A 16,215-nucleotide genomic window follows, 5' to 3' on the forward strand; every position below is an offset into this window, starting at 1 on the left:
CCTCCTTTCAGATGGTGCTGTACCAGCTTATGCGCGGACCCCTGAAGGTGCGCCTGCTGCTGCCCGGCAAAAAAGCCGCAGGGCCCAAAAGGGTCCTGCGGCTGGCGTGCGGTTGGATTGGGGATTTTTAGAAGATGCCCTGCGCCATCATGGCGTCCGCGACCTTCTGGAAGCCCACGATGTTGGCGCCGGCCACCAGGTCGTAGCCCAGGCCGTAGCGCTCGGCCACCTCCACGGAGGAGTGGTAGATGTTCTTCATGATGCCCTTCAGCTTCTCGTCCACCTCTTCGGCGGTCCAGTACAGGCGCTCGGCGTTCTGCGCCATCTCCAGCTCGGACACGGACACGCCGCCGGCGTTGACGGCCTTGGAGGGGGCCACCACCATGTGAGCCTGCTTCTTCAGAAACTCCAGGGCGTCGTTGGTGGTGGGCATGTTGGCCACCTCAATGTAGTACTTCACGCCGGAGGCGGCGATCTTCTCGGCCCAGTCCATGTTCACGTCGTTCTGGGTGGCGGCGGGCATGTAGATGTCCACGTCCTTCACGCCCCAGCACTTCTCGCCGGGCACGAACTCGCAGCCGAACTTCTCGGCGTAGGAGGCGCAGTGCATGGGGTCCTTGGCCCGCATCTCCAGGATGTAGTTCAGCTTCTCCTCGGTGTCCACGCCGTCGGGATCGTGGATGTAGCCGTCGGGGCCGGCGAAATAGGTGACTTTGGCTCCCAGCTCGGCGGCCTTCTTCATGATGCCCCAGCCCACGTTGCCGTAGCCGGACATGGCGATCCGCTTGCCCTTGATGTCCTCGCCGTCGTGCTTCAGGGCCTCGACCAGATAGTAGACCGCGCCGTAGCCGGTGGCCTCGGGACGCATCAGGGAGCCGCCGGTGCACACCGCCTTGCCGGACAGAGCGCCGAACTCGGAAGCGCCCACGATGCGGCGGTACTGGCCGTACATGTAGCCGATCTCACGGCCGCCGCAGCCCAGGTCGCCGGCGGGGCAGTCGATGTCCTGGCCGATGTGGCGGTACAGCTCGGTGATGAAGGCCTGGCAGAAGCGCATGACCTCCGCGTCGGACTTGCCCCGGGGGTCGAAGTCGGAGCCGCCCTTGGCGCCGCCGATGGGCAGGCCGGTCATGGCGTCCTTGAACACCTGCTCAAAGCCCAGGAACTTGATGATGGACAGGTTGACGGAGGGGTCGAAGCGGATGCCGCCCTTGTAGGGACCCAGAGCTCCGTTGTACTGCACGCGGTAGCCCCGGTTGACCTGCCACACGTGGTTGTCGTCCTCCCAGGTCACGCGGAACTCCACCAGACGCTCGGGCTCCACCATGCGCTCCAGCAGGGCGACCTTCTCGTACTCGGGATGGGCGTTGATGACGGGCTCCAGCGAGGAGAGGACCTCCTCCACGGTCTGCAGGAACTCGGGCTCGTTGGCGTTCTTGGCCTTGGTGGCGTTCAGGACTCTCTCGATGTACTGGTTCATAGCGGCATTCCTCCTATAAAATATATCGTGTTTTTGACGGGACACTTTCATATTTGGGATCAGCAGGTCCCGCTTGTGCTCTGATATGTACATTATACCAGAAAATCCGCTTAAGTAAAGCAAATGTTTTGTGGGGGCTGCCACAACTGAATGGCTGTGGAAGGTGGTAAGGGGCACAAAAAACACCTGCGCTTTTTGTTCAAAGTGCAAGAACTCAGTCAGAAGCGCCCCCCTGGATGGAGGAGAGGAACTGCTGCCTGGCCCAGTTTTTGGTGTGGTCCACAAACAGTTGGGTGATGGTGGATTGGGCGGCGTCCTTTTTGACGGCGATTGCGATGTCCCGGATGATTGGGACGTCGAAGGGCTTGGCCACCACGTGGTAGCGGTTGGGGATGAGCATCAGGTCGTGGATGACGCTGATGCCCAGGCCGGCCTCCACCATGGACAGGATGGCGTAGTCGTCGCTGCTCTCGTAGCGGATTTTTGGCTTTTGCTGGAGCTCGTCCAGGAATTTGGCGATCTCGTAGTCCTGCTCTTCCCTGACGTTGATGAAATCCTCGTTGGACAGCATGTCCACCGGGAAGTAGGGGGCGTCGGCCATGGGGTGGCCCTGGGGGAGGACGGCCACCAGGCTGTCCTGGACCAGAAAGGCGGCCTCCAGATCATCGGCGGTGGGCAGGGCCACAAAGCCGCAGTCCACCAGCCCCTTGCGCAGCCAGCCGGCGATCTCGTTGTACTCCCCGTTGAGGAGGTTGAAGTTGATGTGGGGGTAGGTCTCCTGAAAGGACTTGATGATCGCGGGGAGCAGTCCGCAGGAGAAGCTGGAAAAGGTGCCCACCCGGATGGAGCCGGAGGTGTGGCTGTGGAGCTCGGCCACGGTGCGGTTGAGGGATTCGTAGCCAGAGCAGATGACCTGCAGCTTGGGCATCAGGATCAGACCTTCGGAGCTGATCTCGATGCCGGAGCGGTTCCGGGTGAGGAGAGTGACCCCCCAGCTTTTTTCCAGGTCCGCGATCATCCGGCTGACGGCGGATTGGGTATAGCCCAGCTGGGCGGCGGCGCGGGTGATGCTGCCGGTCTCGATGGTCTTCAGATAGGCGATGTACTTCTGGATGCTCATGTGAATCGCTGCCTCCCACAATACGAAGTTTAAGTACGTTTTTTCCATTCAAAAGTGGAATGTTTGGCAGAAAAAATCCTGGCTTGTATATTCTGTCTAATAATTATATAATAAGAAGCGGAAAAATTCAACACAATCTATATCGGGACCCGTCAAACAGGGGCGGAAAAGCCGGTAAAGGTTGCGAGAGTAGGGGGTTTCCCCGCCAAAAAGTTTCCTAAAGTCCGCAAAAAATGCGGGCAGAATATTCAAGGAGGTAATGTATCATGATCCGTTTTTCTGTTTGCGGCGCCGCCAGCTACGCCTTGGGTGAGCTTCTCCGCCTGATGGTGAACCATCCGGAGACCCAGGTGGCCCATCTGGCCGACAGCTTCGCCGCAGGCCGCAAGATCCAGGACGAGCACCCCGCTCTGGTGGGCTTCTACGACCAGGAGATCCTCCCCCTGGACGACGCCACCCTGGACATGATCGTCCGGGACAGCGACGTGGTCTTCACCGCCGTGGACGCCGGCACCGTGCCCGCCATTGCCGCCAAGGTGCTGGCCGGGGGCAAGAAGTTCATCGACTTCGGCGCTGACATCCGCTTCCGGGACGCCAAGACCTGGGAGAAGTGGTACCACCTGGAGCATCCCGATCACCAGATGACCAAGGACGCCGTCTACTGCATCCCCGAGGTCATGCGCGATCTGGCCAAGGGCAAGAGCCTGATCTCCAACCCCGGCTGCTACCCCACCGCCTCCACCCTGGGCCTGATGCCCATCCTGAAGGAGGGCATGGTGGTGGAGAACACCATCATCGTGGACGCCAAGAGCGGCTTCACCGGGGCCGGCCGCCGGCCCGCCCCCAACAAGCTGCTGGCCGAGGCCAGCAACAGCTTCTGCGCCTACGCCCTGGGCGGCAGCCACCGCCACACCCCCGAGATCGAGCAGAACATCGCCTACATCACGGGGAAAGACCTGATGAAGCCCGAGACCTGGCAGTTCATCAACTTCCAGCCCCACCTCACCCCCCAGATCCGGGGCATCGAGGTCACCCTCTACGCCACCCTGAACAAGGACACCAGCGACGAGGAGCTGTTCGAGCTGTACAGCAGGGCCTACAAGGACGAGCCCTTCGTCCATGTCTTCCCCGCCAGCAAGCCGGTTCAGACCAAGTGGACCGCCGGCACCAACCTGTGCTGCATCACCCCCACCTTCGACAAGCGCACCAAGAGAGCCGTGATCAGCTCCGTCATCGACAACATCGGCAAGGGCGCCGCCGGCCAGGCCATCCAGAATATGAACATCATCTTCGACCTGCCTGAGACCACCGGCCTGATGATCCCCCCCATGTACCCCTGACCGGTCCGTCAGGTCCGGCCTGCGGGCCGGGTGAAGCAATCACGATTTGGAAAGGAGCAAACCATCATGGCATATAAAGTGATCGAGGGCGGCAGCATTACCAGCCCGAAGGGATTTTTGGCCGGAGCCTGCTACGTGGGCGTGAAGAGCCGCAAGAGTGAAAAGCCCGACGTGTGCATCCTCTACTCCCAGGAGCCGGCCTCCTGCGCGGCCCTGTTCACCACCAACAAGTTCTGCGCCGCCCCCGTCCTGCTGGGCCGGGAGGTGCTGAAGAAGGGCAAGGCCCGGGCCGTGGTCATCAACAGCGGCAACGCCAACGCCGCCACCGGCGAGCAGGGCCTGGCCAACGCCAAGAAGGTGGAGGTCCTGGCGGAGGAGCTGCTGGGCCTGGGAGAGGACGAGGTCTTCGTCAGCTCCACCGGCGTCATCGGCCAGCAGCTGCCCGTGGACAAGGTGTTGGAGGGCGTGCGCCGCATCGTGCCGGAGCTTTCCGCCGGCAAGGGCACCGACGCGGCCTGGGCCATCATGACCACCGACCTGGTGAAGAAGGAGGTGGCCTATGAGCTGGAGCTGTCCGGCGGTACCATCCGCATCGGGGCCATGGCCAAGGGCTCGGGCATGATCCACCCCAACATGGCCACCACCCTCAGCTACGTCACCACCGACGCCAAGGTGGAGGCCGCGGTCCTCCAGCCCCTGCTGAAGGCCGCCGCCGACAAGAGCTTCCACATGCTCACCGTGGACGGCGACACCTCCACCAACGATTCCCTGTTCCTCTTTGCCAACGGGGCCTCCGGGGTGGCCGTCGAGACGGAGGAGGACAAGGCCGCCTTCGCCGCCCTGCTGGACGACATCTGCATCGACATGGCCCGGCGCATCGCCTCCGACGGCGAGGGCGCCACCCACCTGATGATCGTGGAGGCCAAGGGCCTGCCCACCGAGCAGGACGCCCGGCTGGTGGCCCGGTCCATCGCTGGTTCCACCCTGTTCAAGGCCGCCGTCTTCGGCCGGGACGCCAACTGGGGCCGCATCATGGCCGCCGCCGGTTACTCCGGGGCGGACGTGGACCCCACCAAGGCCGACTGCATCCTGAAGAGCGCCGCCGGCGAGGTGGTGGTGATGGAGGCCGGGTTCGGCGCTGATTTCAGCGAGGAGCTGGCCAAGGCCGTCCTCACCGAGCACGACATCACCGTCGTTGTGGACTTCCACAGCGGCGACGGCCAGGCCACCGCCTTCGGCTGCGACCTGACCTACGACTACGTGAAGATCAACGGCGACTACCGCTCTTAATGGGGAGGGGACCGTATGAACGAGATCGCCAATAAGGTGGAAACCGTGCTGGAGGCGCTGCCCTACCTGAGCAAGTACGCCGGGAAGATTGTGGTCATCAAGTACGGCGGCAACGCCATGATCAACGAGGAGCTGAAGGCCAACGTCATCAAGGACGTGGTCCTCCTGAAGGCCATGGGCCTGAAGCCCGTGCTGTGCCACGGCGGCGGCCCCGGCATCAACAAGATGCTGGAGCAGCTGGACATCCCTGTAAAATTCATCAACGGCCTGCGCTACACCTCCGCCGAGATCATCCGGGTGGTGGAGATGGTGCTCATCGGCCAGGTGAACAGCGAGCTGGTGGGGCGGATCAGCGCCCAGGGCGGCCGGGCCGTGGGGCTGTCCGGCATCAGCGGCAACCTGTTCCAGTGCGTCCAGCGCAGCGAGGAGCTGGGCTATGTGGGCGACGTGGTGAAGGTCAACGCCGAGCCGGTGCTGGCCATGCTGGACGCCGGGTTCATCCCGGTGGTGGCCCCCGTGGGCGCCGACGGCCAGGGGAACAGCTTCAACATCAACGGCGACACCGCCGCCAGCAAGCTGGCCGGGGCGCTGAAGGCCGAAAAGCTGATGATCCTCACCGACATTGAGGGCCTGTGCAACGACATCAAGGTCCGGGACGTCATCTCCTACCTGAACGTGGCCGACGTCCCCGGCCTGAAGGACCAGGGCACCATCGCCGGAGGCATGATCCCCAAGGTGGACTGCTGCGTGCAGGCCATTGAGGAGGGGGTCACCAGCGTCCATATCATCGACGGGCGCCAGCCCCACAGCATGCTGTACGAGGCTTTCTCCACCGAGGGCACCGGAACCACTGTGGGTACCGCCCAGCCCAGCGTGGGCATCAAGTGGAATAAGTGATCCAATTCCCGCCCCCGCGGGGGCGGGAGCAGTATAAAATTTATTTTAGGAGGTCATCTCTATGCTTCAGAATTATACCAGCAACGCCGCCGCCATTGCCGACGCCGACAAGTATCTGTACGGCAACCACGCCCGTATGCCCATCGTCATGGACAAGGGCGAGGGCTGCTACGTGTGGGACCTGGACGGCCGCAAGTTTTTGGACTTTGTGGGCGGCATCGCCGTCAACGGCCTGGGCCACTGCCATCCCGCCATCGTGAAGGCCATGGAGGAGCGGGCTCACACCATGCTCCACTGCTCCAACTACTACTACAACGCCCCCGCCATCCAGGTCTGCAAGATGATCGTGGAGAACAGCTGCTTTGAGAAGGTGCTCTTCGCCAACTCGGGCGCGGAGGCCAACGAGGGTCAGATCAAGCTGGCCCGGAAGTACGCCGTGGACCACGGCCACCCCGAGCGTTACGTGGTCATCAGCATGCTGAAGAGCTTCCACGGCCGCACCCTGGCCACCGCCACCGCCACCGGCCAGGAGATTGTCCACAACCCCAAGTGGTACTCCCCCCTGCCCGAGGGCTTCCGCTATGCGGAATTCAACAACCTGGAGTCCGTGAAGGAGCAGCTGGACGACAAGGTGTGCGCCATCCTCACCGAGCCCGTCCAGGGCGAGGGCGGCGTTCGTCCCGCCACCCAGGAGTTCCTCCAGGGCCTGCGTGACATCTGTGACGAGCGGGGCATCCTGCTGATGTTCGACGAGGTGCAGGTAGGCTCCGGCCGCACCGGCAAGCTGTTCGCCCACCAGAACTACGGTGTGGAGCCCGACACCTGCTCCATGGCCAAGGCGCTGGGCTCCGGCGTGCCCATCGGCGCGGTCTGCGCCCGGGGCGACGCCGCCAAGACCCTGATCCCCGGCACCCACGGCTCCACCTTCGCCGGCGGTCCTCTGGCCTGCGGCCTGGCCGCCGCCACCCTGGACGCCATGCTCAACGAGGGCGTGATGGAGCATGCCGCCAAAACCGGCGAGTATTTCCGCGCCGCGCTGCGCAAGGTGGCCGAGAAGCATCCCGGGGCCGTGAAAGAGGTCCGGGGCATGGGCATGATCAACGGCGTGGAGCTGACCGACAACGAGATCGGGCCCAAGGTGGTAGACAAGTGCTTCGAGCAGGACGTGCTCATCAACTGCACGGCCGGCAACGTGCTGCGCTTCATCCCGCCTCTGATCGCCTCTGAGGCGGAGTGCGACATCGTGGCGGCCGCCGTGGACAAGGCCCTCACCGAGCTGGGCAAGTAAAAAAGCCCTTCCGCCCCTGGCAGACAGCCCCTCCCCGGGACGTCTGTCTGCCAGGGGGCAGTTATGCACCTGCATGCAGGAATTCCTGCAGCTTTTTTGCGGATGCCGCCGCGCATTGTCAGAAACGCATAGCGAAAACGGGGACTTCCCGATTTCTTTTGGCGAAAAACGCTGATAAAAGCCGGAGAATATGGGGTTTTACGTTCCGGAATTGAATACAAAAGGAAAAAGGCTTGCATTTGTGCTGACACTGTAGTATAATAAAACCACGGCCCAGGTTGGGCCGTCCGCCGCGTCCGGACACGGCGGAAGAGGAGAGGAAACGGGGAGGAGAGGTGTTGCGATTGACCCTGCGCAGAGTACCCACGGATTACCAGAAAACGTAACGTTATCCAAAACAGATGCATTTGTTTGCCCGGGAGCCGGACCGGCTCCCGGACAGGGGAGTGTATGCATGAAGAAAGGTTGGTAACATCAGTGAGTGAAAACAAGAAAGCCAGTAAAGGCCGCATGCCAAAGCTTTGGGAGGCCCTGATTACCCTGGCGGTTCTGATCCTTGCCCTGGCGGTGGGCATCATGCACTATGAGGTCGACCCCCATGTTCCCATGTTTGTAGGCGTCTGCGCCGCGGCCCTGATGGCGATGTATCTGGGCTACACCTGGGAAGAGATCGAAAAATCCATGATGGACGGCATCTATAAGGCCCTCCAGTCCTGCTGCATCCTGATCATCGTCGGCATCCTCATCGGCACCTGGATCGACGCCGGTGTGGTGCCCGCCATGATCTACTACGGCCTGAAGATCCTGCACCCCGCCATCTTCTTTGTCGCAACCGTGCTGATCTGCTCCATCACTTCCCTGGCCACCGGCACCTCTTGGGGTACCATGGGCACCATGGGCGTGGCTCTGATGGGCATTGGCTACGGCCTGGGCATGAATCCTGCTATGACTGCCGGCGCGATCCTGTCCGGCGCATACTTCGGCGACAAGATGTCTCCCCTGTCCGACACCACCAACCTGGCTCCCGCCATGGCCGGTACTGACGTTATGAGCCATGTCAAGGCCATGCTGATGCCCACTGCCGTGACCTACGGCATCGTGCTGGTCATCTTCGGCATCATGGGCGCGGTCCAGTACCATGGCGGCGACGCCGACCTGAGCCGGGTCAATGAGTTTGCGATGGCTCTGAACGCCGCAGAGGGCGGCGTGTTCCACATCAATCCCATCCTGCTGCTGCCCCCCGTGGTGGTCATCGTGGCGGTGGCCATGAAGGTACCCGCCATCCCCGGCATCACGCTGGGCATCGTAGTCGGCGGCGCGCTGGGCATGATCTTCCAGCCCGCCTGCAACCTGGGCAGTATTTTTGACTTCGGCATCAACGGCTACACCTTCAGCGACGAAGTGCTGGCGATGTTCGACGCCACCCTGTCGGAGGAGACCGCCTATACCATGACCCGCCTGCTGGAGAGCGGCGGCATTCTGGGTATGATGTTCTCCGTCTCCATGACCATCATCGCCATGATGTTCGGCGGCATCATGGAGGATACTCACCAGCTGGAGGTCGTCGTGGATCAGCTGAAGAAGCTGGCCAAGGGCCCCGTCGGCCTGGTCACCCTCACCGAGGCCACCTGCGTCTTCTCCAACATGACCATGCCGGAGCAGTACATCTCCATCGTGGTCCCCGGCCGTATGTACGCCGAGGAGTACCGCAAGATGGGCCTGCATCCCACCGTGCTGTCCTCCGCGCTGGAGGGCGCCGGCACGGTGACCTCCGCTCTGATCCCCTGGAACACCTGCGGCGCCTTTATTTCCAAGACGCTGGACATCAATGTGGCCTCCTACGCGCCCTTCGCGCTGTTCAACTGGATGATGCCTTTGATGAATATCCTGTTTGCGATCACCGGCCTCACGCTGAAAAACCTGGAGGGCCAGCCCTACAGAAAGCAGAAGTCCAAAGCCTGAGCATGACTGCATGCAGAGACGTCCGCTGTCTGACGGCGGCGCTGTGAAACGCAGTGCGGCGCAAGGCAGGGAACGCAGAACACGGGCGGTGTCAGCAAGACGCCGCCCGTCTTTGTACTCCGGCAAGGGCCAACAACGGCGGGAACCGCCCGGGCAGAAGGGAACCCCCGGGGAAAGGGAAGCGAAACAGAAAGGACACCGCATTAACATGCGGTGTCCTTCATCTGATTGGAGGTGCCACCCAGATTCGAACTGGGGAGTGGAGCTTTTGCAGAGCTCTGCCTTACCACTTGGCTATGGCACCGGCTTGGGTTGGGATACGCGGACCCGGGAAGAAATGTTATGAGGAAAAAACGGGGCAAACACGCTTTGCCCCGTTTGGAGCGAGTGACGAGGCTCGAACTCGCTACCTCCACCTTGGCAAGGTGGCGCTCTACCAGATGAGCTACACTCGCATTTGGGTCCTCCGCAGGTTGCCCTGCGGAGGATGGTGCCTCCGGTCGGAATCGAACCAACGACACGGGGATTTTCAGTCCCCTGCTCTACCAACTGAGCTACAGAGGCAAAAATGGCGACGCGGAAGGGACTTGAACCCTCGACCTCCGGCGTGACAGGCCGGCGTTCTAACCAACTGAACTACCGCGCCAGGTAGTCCGGGGGGGATGGGATCGAAGTGGTGGGAACAACAGGGCTCGAACCTGTGACCCCATGCTTGTAAGGCATGTGCTCTACCAGCTGAGCTATGCTCCCCGGTGTGCCGCCTCACTTGCGACGGCTTGATTATTATACTCGACATAGGCCGACTTGTCAACAGGAAATTGAGATTTTTTACCGAGAATTTTTTTGGCGTCTTTTTTGAAAAATTTGGCGGGGTTTACCAGGCCGGTCTTGTCCCTGGCGCTTGACATTCCAAAAAATCGATGACATAATTGTAGCGTATAATAACAAGCGGCGTCCACCTGTGGGGCGTGTAATGATGAGGAGGTCTGCATTATGGGGGATAACATCAAACGGATCGGCGTGCTGACCAGCGGCGGAGACGCGCCGGGCATGAACGCGGCCGTCCGGGCTGTGGTGCGTACGGCGGTGGGCCAGGGCATCGAGTGCGTCGGCATCCGCCGGGGCTGGAACGGCCTGATCAACAGCGACTTTGTCCCGCTCACCGGCAGCAGCGTCAGCCACATTATCAACAAAGGGGGCACCCTGCTGTACACCGCCCGCAGCGAGGAGTTTATGGAGGAGGCCGGGCGGGACAAGGCTCTGAACACCTGCCGCCTGCTGGGGCTGGACGGCATCGTGGCCATCGGCGGCGACGGCACCTTCCGGGGGGCGCTGGCCCTGAGCCGCCAGGCGGCCCAGCGGGGCATGAGCCTGCAGGTGGTGGGCATCCCCGCCACCATCGACAATGACATCGGCTGCTCCTACTATACCATCGGCTTCGATACCGCCTGCAACACCGCCATCGAGTGCATCGACAAGCTGCGGGACACCATGCAGTCCCACGAGCGGTGCTCGGTGGTGGAGGTCATGGGCCGCCACGCCGGCTATCTGGCCCTGGCCGTGGGCATTGCGGTGGGCGCAACCGCCGTGCTGATCCCCGAGCGGGAGCTGGATTTTGAACGGGACATTGTGGACAAGATCCGCCGGGCCCGTCTGGCGGGCACCACCCACTACATGGTGGTGGTGGCCGAGGGCTGCGGCAGCGCCGTGGAGATCGGTGACCGCATCCATCAGGAGCTGGGGATCGATCCCCGCGTCACCGTGCTGGGCCACATCCAGCGGGGCGGCAGCCCCAGCGTCCAGGACCGGGAGACCGCCAGCCGTATGGGCTACGAGGCGGTTATGTCCCTGGTGGAGGGGGATGAGAACTGTGTGATCTCGGTCCAGAGCGGCTGCACCATGCGCATTGAGATGGAGGAGGCGCTGCAGATGACAAAGGAGTTCCACATGGACCGCTACCGCCTGCTGGAGGCACTGACCAACGGAGGCAGCAAGCTGAAATAAGCAAAACAAGGGACCGGACGGCTCAGCCGCCCGGTCCTGTTACATCTCGGCCAAAAGCTGCTCCAGCTCCTGCCGGGAGAAGCGGTACACCTGGTCGCAGAACTGACAGGTCAGCTCCGCCTGGCCCTGCTCCTGGATCAGCTCGGTCAGGTCCTTCCGGCCTATGCTGATGAGGGCCCGGCTCACCCGGTCCCGGGAGCAGCAGCACCGGTACTCCACCGGATGTTTTTCCAAAATCTCCAGCTGGAAGCCCGGCAGGACGGCCCGCAGCAGGCCCTCTCCGTCCAGGCCGCCAGCCAGCGCGTGGCTGACCGAACCCATCGCCCGTACCCCCGCCTCGATCCGTTCGATCATGTCCTCCCCCGCTCCGGGGAGAAGCTGGATGAGGTAGCCTCCGGCGGCGGTGACCGACTGGTCCAGGCCCACCAGCACCCCCAGGGCGCAGGCGGTGGGGATCTGCTCGCTTTCCACAAAGTACATCGCCAGGTCGTCGGCGATCTCCCCGGAAAACAGACCGATGGACCCCACGTAGGGCTCCTTCAGGCCGATGTCCTTGATGACGGTGAGGGTGCCGTCCAGCCCCACGGCAGCCCCCACGTCCAGCTTGCCGGGGGACTTCTCCATCAACTCCACCTGGGGGTTCTGGACGTAGCCCCGCACGTTGCCCCCGCAGTCGGAGACGGCCAGGATGGTCCCCAGCGGCCCGCCCCCCCTGATTTGGAGGGTAAGGGAACCCTGCTCCTCCTTGAGCATGTCCCCCATGAGGGAGGCCCCCAGCAGGGTGCGGCCCAGGGCGGCGGCGCCCATGGGCAGGAGCTTGTGGATGTTCCGGGCCCGCTCCACGATGTCCCGGCCGGTAATGGCGGCGGCTTTTACCAAACCGTTGCCGGTGATGGCTCTTACAATCTCGTTGGTCATGAATTACGGTTCCTTTCTTGCGGTAAAAAAGATGCGCTGTTCGCCTGGCCTGGGGGGACGCAGCTTCAGCTCGCCGTAGGTCCGCACCTGGGAAAAGCCGGCCTGCTCCAGCATGGCGGTGAGCTCCTCCACCGTGTAGGCCCGCTCCCGGTGGAGTTCCTCCCCCCGGTCCCACTGGCCGGTGGAGGGGTCCAGCTGAAAGAGATCCATAAAGTAGGAGCACACCCGGCTGCGCCGGGAGAACTCTGCCCGCCACACGCAGTAGGCGTCCTCCGTCTCGTCCAGGAAGACCTGGCCGTCCAGCCCCTCCAGCTTTTCCGGGGAGTTGACGTCAAAGAGGAACAGCCCGCCCGGCGTCAGGAACAGGTGGACCCGCCCGAAGGCCCTTTGCAGCTTTTTGGGGTCGGTGACGTAGTTGACGCTGTCCAGACAGCAGACGCAGGCGTCGACGGTGCCGTACAGGTCCAGCTTCTCCATGCTCTGGCACAGGAAGATGGGCTCGATGGGGGCCGCGCCCCGGTTTTTCTCCGCCGCCTCGGCCAGCATCTCCGGGGATTGGTCCACGCCGATCATCTCGTAGCCCCGGCGGGCCAGCTCCCGGGTGAGGGAGCCGGTGCCGCAGGCCAGGTCCAGCACGGTGCTGCCGGGCAGGGGGGCTTTTGCGAAGTGGGCCTGGATGTAGCTGGCCCAGGCGGGGTAGTCCACGTCGTAGGTGAAGCGGTCGTAGCAGCTGGCCAGAACGCGGTAGCTGCTCATGCTTCCGGCTCCCGCAGGCGGGGCACGATGGTCTGATAGCCCCCCGCCCCGTAGTGAAGGCACCGGTTCACCCGGCTGATGGTGGCGCTGGAGGCCCCGGTCCGCTCCAGAATCTCGCTGTAGATCAGCCCCTCATCCAGCAGCAGGGCCACGTCCATGCGCTGGGCCATGGCCTTCAGCTCGGAGACGGTGCACAGATCCTCCAAAAAACGGCGGCACTCCTCTTCGTTCTGGATGCTGACGATGGCCCGGTACAGGGCGTCGCTGCTCTGCTTATCCAAAAATTTTGACATGCTGGTCTACCTGCCTCTCTCGTATTTTAGTCTATTTTACCATGCTGACGGGAAAAAGTAAACGAAAAAAAGCAAAGAAACGCACCAATGCCGGGGGCGGGCATAGGATGGAGAAATTGGGAGAGGAGGCGTGTGGTGTGGCGAAGGAGGTTCAGGTCCTCTGGACCGAGGAGCGGCGTACCTTAACCCTGTGCAGCGAGCCTGTTTTGGAGTACACCCTGAGCTGGCCCCGTGTGGAGGGGGCCGGGCTGGGCGGGAGGTGGATCAGCGGGTACTATGCCCGGCTGGCTCAGAGCTGGCGGCGGCGGTGGGAGCGGGAGGTCTACTGGTCCGCCTGCCTGGAGCTGGCCGCCCGGCGGGAGGGGGCGCGGCCCTTCACCCCCTGGACCGGGGAGCTGGCCGGGGAGACGGCCCTCCTCCGGGACGGGGTGCTCAGCCTGCGCTTTTGGGGCGCGGAGGTCCGGGGGGACGGCCGTCCCGCCCGGGTGCGCTGGGGGGACGTGTGGAACGTCCGGGAAGGGGCGCCCAAGCCCCTGGGGAGCCTGTTCGCCGGGGAGAAGGGCTGGCGGAAGGGGCTGTGGCAGGCCCTGGTCCGGCAGGGGGAGGCGCGCCGTCAGGCAGGGGACTGCTTTCTGGACGGGGACTGGCCCCAAAAGGCCAAAAAGGCCCGCCCCCTCCGGAGCTGGTGCCTGACGGAGGAGGGGGTGGAGGTGTCCCTCCCCCAGTGCGCCGCCTCCCCCGCCGCGGAGGGATGCCCGGTGTTCACCCTGCCGCTGGAGAAATACGGAAATTAGTGATGTGATTTATCTCCCTGTCCCTCAAAATCAAGTCGTTGGATAGTAGGTCCTGTTCCCTCGCGATATCATTCCTCGCACTTTTGCTGGACTTTGAGCAATCTTTGACTGGCCGTTTCCGTCTCTCTTACCATAGTGAGATACATTTCTTTGTAGTCGTGATATTCCGACATTTTCATCACCTCACACCAATTATACTCAATATATAAAGAATATCACAATGAAGACCCTGGATACACTGTGCTTTATTTTAGATTGCGATGTATCGGATATTGTAGAGTATGTGCGGGAACAGTAGACAAAAAACAGGACGCTTTATGCGTCCTGTTTTCGCGTATTGGGATGGAATCAGTCCACCTTGGGGCCGGCGGCCACCAGGGCCTTGCCGGCGTCGTTGCCGGTGTACTTGACAAAGTTCTTCACGAAGCGGCTGGCCAGGTCCTTGGCCTTGGCGTCCCACTCGGCGGCGTCGCCGTAGGTGTCCCGGGGGTCCAGGATGGCGGGGTCCACGCCGGGCAGGGAGGTGGGCACCTCAAAGCCGAAGTAGGGGATGGTCTTGGTCTCGGCCTTGAGGATGGAGCCGTCCAGAATGGCGTCGATGATGCCGCGGGTGTCCTTGATGGAGATGCGCTTGCCGGTGCCGTTCCAGCCGGTGTTCACCAGGTAAGCCTTGGCACCGGACTTCTCCATGCGCTTGACCAGCTCCTCGCCGTACTTGGTGGGGTGCAGCTCCAGGAAGGCCTGGCCGAAGCAGGCGGAGAAGGTGGGGGTGGGCTCGGTGATGCCCCGCTCGGTGCCCGCCAGCTTGGAGGTGAAGCCGGACAGGAAGTAGTACTGGGTCTGCTCCGGGGTCAGGATGGACACCGGGGGCAGCACGCCGAAGGCGTCGGCGGACAGGAAGATCACGTTCTTGGCGGCGGGACCGCGGGAGACGGGCCGGACGATCTTCTCAATGTGGTCGATGGGGTAGGACACGCGGGTGTTTTCGGTGACCGACTTGTCCGCAAAGTCCAGTTTGCCCGCGCCGTCCACGGTGACGTTCTCCAGCAGGGCGTTGCGCTTGATGGCGTTGTAGATGTCGGGCTCGGCGTCCTTGTCCAGGTTGATGACCTTGGCGTAGCAGCCGCCCTCAAAGTTGAACACGCCCTCGTCGTCCCAGCCGTGCTCGTCGTCGCCGATGAGCAGGCGCTTGGGGTCGGTGGACAGGGTGGTCTTGCCGGTGCCGGACAGGCCGAAGAAGATGGCGGTGTTCTCGCCGTTCATGTCGGTGTTGGCGGAGCAGTGCATGGAGGCGATGCCCTTCAGGGGCAGGTAGTAGTTCATCATGGAGAACATGCCCTTCTTCATCTCGCCGCCGTACCAGGTGTTGATGATGACCTGCTCACGGCTGGTGATGTTGAAGATGGCGGCGGTCTCGGAGTTCAGGCCCAGCTCCTTATAGTTGGTCAGCTTGGCCTTGGAGGCGTTATAGGAGATGAAATCGGGCTTGAAATTCTTCAGCTCCTCCTCGGTGGGGGCGATGAACATGTTCTTCACGAAGTGGGCCTGCCAGGCCACCTCCATAATGAAGCGGATGGCCATGCGGGTGTCCTTGTTGGTGCCGCAGAACACGTCCATCACATACAGCTTCTTGTTGGACAGCTCCTGGATGGCCAGCTTCTTGCAGGCGTCCCAGGCCGCCTGGGAGGCGGGCTTGTTGTCGTTCTTGAACTCGTCGGAGGTCCACCACACGGTGTCCTTGGAGTTCTCGTCCATGACGATGAACTTGTCCTTGGGGGAGCGGCCGGTGTAGATGCCGGTCATCACGTTGACCGCGCCCAGCTCGGTCATCTGACCCTTCTCATAGCCCTCCAGGGCGGGGTCCATCTCAGCCTCGAAGAGCTGCTCGTAGGTGGGATTGTATACGACCTCCTGAATGCCAGTGATGCCGTATTTTTCCAATCCGTAGGTTTCCATGATGAATTCCTCCTTAAAATAGTTAAAGTGGTTATCCATTCCGATCATGGCCTATTTTACCCCAATTTTTTGGGCTTTGCAAGAGATAAGTGAGCGAAAATGACGGAATGGGCAAAA

14 protein-coding genes and 5 tRNA genes are annotated in these 16,215 nt (G+C 62.3%); 8 read left to right on the forward strand and 11 right to left on the reverse strand.

Features of this window, described 5'->3' with window-relative positions:
• Positions 1–127: 127 nt before the first annotated feature.
• A complete protein-coding gene (gene gdhA, locus VV088_RS01320) occupies positions 128–1,480 on the reverse strand; it encodes an NADP-specific glutamate dehydrogenase (protein WP_334599006.1) in 1,353 nt (450 codons plus the stop codon).
• 214 nt (positions 1,481–1,694) lie between these two features.
• Positions 1,695–2,600 (reverse strand): LysR family transcriptional regulator, encoded by a 906-nt coding sequence (locus VV088_RS01325; protein ID WP_334599007.1) that lies wholly within the window; start codon positions 2,598–2,600, stop codon positions 1,695–1,697.
• A 266-nt stretch (positions 2,601–2,866) separates the two neighbouring features.
• Here VV088_RS01325 and argC point away from each other — a divergent pair, with 266 nt between their 5' ends.
• From argC to nhaC, 5 genes are all read left to right on the forward strand, one after another.
• Positions 2,867–3,940, forward strand: a complete 1,074-nt coding sequence (gene argC, locus VV088_RS01330) for an N-acetyl-gamma-glutamyl-phosphate reductase (RefSeq protein ID WP_334599008.1) — start codon at positions 2,867–2,869, stop codon at positions 3,938–3,940.
• Positions 3,941–4,006: 66 nt separating this feature from the next.
• Positions 4,007–5,230, forward strand: coding sequence for a bifunctional glutamate N-acetyltransferase/amino-acid acetyltransferase ArgJ (gene argJ / locus VV088_RS01335; RefSeq protein WP_334599009.1), 1,224 nt, complete (start codon positions 4,007–4,009; stop codon positions 5,228–5,230).
• A 15-nt stretch (positions 5,231–5,245) separates the two neighbouring features.
• The gene (gene argB / locus VV088_RS01340) at positions 5,246–6,127 is read left to right on the forward strand and encodes an acetylglutamate kinase (RefSeq protein WP_334599010.1); all 882 of its coding nucleotides are present in this window, start codon (positions 5,246–5,248) and stop codon (positions 6,125–6,127) included.
• Positions 6,128–6,188: 61 nt separating this feature from the next.
• Positions 6,189–7,415: an aspartate aminotransferase family protein gene (locus VV088_RS01345; RefSeq protein ID WP_334599011.1), complete on the forward strand. Its 1,227-nt coding sequence runs from the start codon at positions 6,189–6,191 to the stop codon at positions 7,413–7,415.
• 510 nt (positions 7,416–7,925) lie between these two features.
• Positions 7,926–9,377, forward strand: coding sequence for a Na+/H+ antiporter NhaC (gene nhaC, locus VV088_RS01350; protein WP_334599012.1), 1,452 nt, complete (start codon positions 7,926–7,928; stop codon positions 9,375–9,377).
• Between the two features lie 229 nt (positions 9,378–9,606).
• On the opposite strand, the gene VV088_RS01355 is transcribed toward nhaC, so the two are convergent.
• The 5 genes from VV088_RS01355 to VV088_RS01375 form a co-directional block, all read right to left on the reverse strand.
• Positions 9,607–9,681: transfer RNA gene (locus VV088_RS01355), tRNA-Cys, on the reverse strand.
• Between the two features lie 75 nt (positions 9,682–9,756).
• A tRNA-Gly gene (locus VV088_RS01360) sits at positions 9,757–9,832 on the reverse strand.
• Between the two features lie 33 nt (positions 9,833–9,865).
• Positions 9,866–9,941, reverse strand: a tRNA-Phe gene (locus VV088_RS01365).
• 5 nt (positions 9,942–9,946) lie between these two features.
• Positions 9,947–10,023 (reverse strand) — tRNA-Asp (locus tag VV088_RS01370).
• 28 nt (positions 10,024–10,051) lie between these two features.
• Positions 10,052–10,127: transfer RNA gene (locus VV088_RS01375), tRNA-Val, on the reverse strand.
• 243 nt (positions 10,128–10,370) lie between these two features.
• On the opposite strand from VV088_RS01375, the gene VV088_RS01380 reads away from it, so the two are divergent.
• Complete coding sequence (locus VV088_RS01380; protein WP_334599013.1) at positions 10,371–11,381, forward strand: ATP-dependent 6-phosphofructokinase; 1,011 nt, start codon at positions 10,371–10,373, stop codon at positions 11,379–11,381.
• 39 nt (positions 11,382–11,420) lie between these two features.
• On the opposite strand, the gene hslO is transcribed toward VV088_RS01380, so the two are convergent.
• From hslO to VV088_RS01395, 3 genes are read right to left on the reverse strand one after another with little or no spacing between them, the layout of a single operon-like run.
• A complete protein-coding gene (gene hslO / locus VV088_RS01385) occupies positions 11,421–12,299 on the reverse strand; it encodes an Hsp33 family molecular chaperone HslO (RefSeq protein WP_334599014.1) in 879 nt (292 codons plus the stop codon).
• 3 nt (positions 12,300–12,302) lie between these two features.
• Positions 12,303–13,055, reverse strand: coding sequence for a class I SAM-dependent DNA methyltransferase (locus VV088_RS01390; RefSeq protein WP_334599015.1), 753 nt, complete (start codon positions 13,053–13,055; stop codon positions 12,303–12,305).
• On the reverse strand, positions 13,052–13,348 hold the full coding sequence (locus VV088_RS01395; RefSeq protein ID WP_334599016.1) for a YerC/YecD family TrpR-related protein: 297 nt from the start codon (positions 13,346–13,348) through the stop codon (positions 13,052–13,054). The genes VV088_RS01390 and VV088_RS01395 overlap by 4 nt, the downstream gene beginning before the upstream one ends.
• 137 nt (positions 13,349–13,485) lie before the next feature.
• On the opposite strand from VV088_RS01395, the gene VV088_RS01400 reads away from it, so the two are divergent.
• Together VV088_RS01400 and VV088_RS22685 are read left to right on the forward strand one after the other, a co-directional pair.
• The gene (locus VV088_RS01400) at positions 13,486–14,142 is read left to right on the forward strand and encodes a hypothetical protein (RefSeq protein WP_334599017.1); all 657 of its coding nucleotides are present in this window, start codon (positions 13,486–13,488) and stop codon (positions 14,140–14,142) included.
• A gap of 214 nt (positions 14,143–14,356) precedes the next feature.
• Entirely contained in the window at positions 14,357–14,440 is an 84-nt protein-coding gene (locus VV088_RS22685; protein WP_442913131.1) for a helix-turn-helix domain-containing protein, read from the forward strand.
• 50 nt (positions 14,441–14,490) lie between these two features.
• On the opposite strand, the gene pckA is transcribed toward VV088_RS22685, so the two are convergent.
• Entirely contained in the window at positions 14,491–16,098 is a 1,608-nt protein-coding gene (gene pckA / locus VV088_RS01405) for a phosphoenolpyruvate carboxykinase (ATP) (RefSeq protein WP_334599018.1), read from the reverse strand.
• Positions 16,099–16,215 lie beyond the last annotated feature (117 nt).

Source organism: Lawsonibacter sp. JLR.KK007, assembly GCF_036941135.1.
GTDB lineage: Bacteria > Bacillota > Clostridia > Oscillospirales > Oscillospiraceae > Lawsonibacter.

Coding starts and splice junctions, on each gene's coding strand:
- gdhA (WP_334599006.1), bottom strand. CDS start 1,480: ATGAACCAGTACATCGAGAGAGTCCTGAACGCCACCAAGGCCAAGAAC.
- VV088_RS01325 (WP_334599007.1), bottom strand. CDS start 2,600: ATGAGCATCCAGAAGTACATCGCCTATCTGAAGACCATCGAGACCGGC.
- argC (WP_334599008.1), top strand. CDS start 2,867: ATGATCCGTTTTTCTGTTTGCGGCGCCGCCAGCTACGCCTTGGGTGAG.
- argJ (WP_334599009.1), top strand. CDS start 4,007: ATGGCATATAAAGTGATCGAGGGCGGCAGCATTACCAGCCCGAAGGGA.
- argB (WP_334599010.1), top strand. CDS start 5,246: ATGAACGAGATCGCCAATAAGGTGGAAACCGTGCTGGAGGCGCTGCCC.
- VV088_RS01345 (WP_334599011.1), top strand. CDS start 6,189: ATGCTTCAGAATTATACCAGCAACGCCGCCGCCATTGCCGACGCCGAC.
- nhaC (WP_334599012.1), top strand. CDS start 7,926: ATGCCAAAGCTTTGGGAGGCCCTGATTACCCTGGCGGTTCTGATCCTT.
- VV088_RS01380 (WP_334599013.1), top strand. CDS start 10,371: ATGGGGGATAACATCAAACGGATCGGCGTGCTGACCAGCGGCGGAGAC.
- hslO (WP_334599014.1), bottom strand. CDS start 12,299: ATGACCAACGAGATTGTAAGAGCCATCACCGGCAACGGTTTGGTAAAA.
- VV088_RS01390 (WP_334599015.1), bottom strand. CDS start 13,055: ATGAGCAGCTACCGCGTTCTGGCCAGCTGCTACGACCGCTTCACCTAC.
- VV088_RS01395 (WP_334599016.1), bottom strand. CDS start 13,348: ATGTCAAAATTTTTGGATAAGCAGAGCAGCGACGCCCTGTACCGGGCC.
- pckA (WP_334599018.1), bottom strand. CDS start 16,098: ATGGAAACCTACGGATTGGAAAAATACGGCATCACTGGCATTCAGGAG.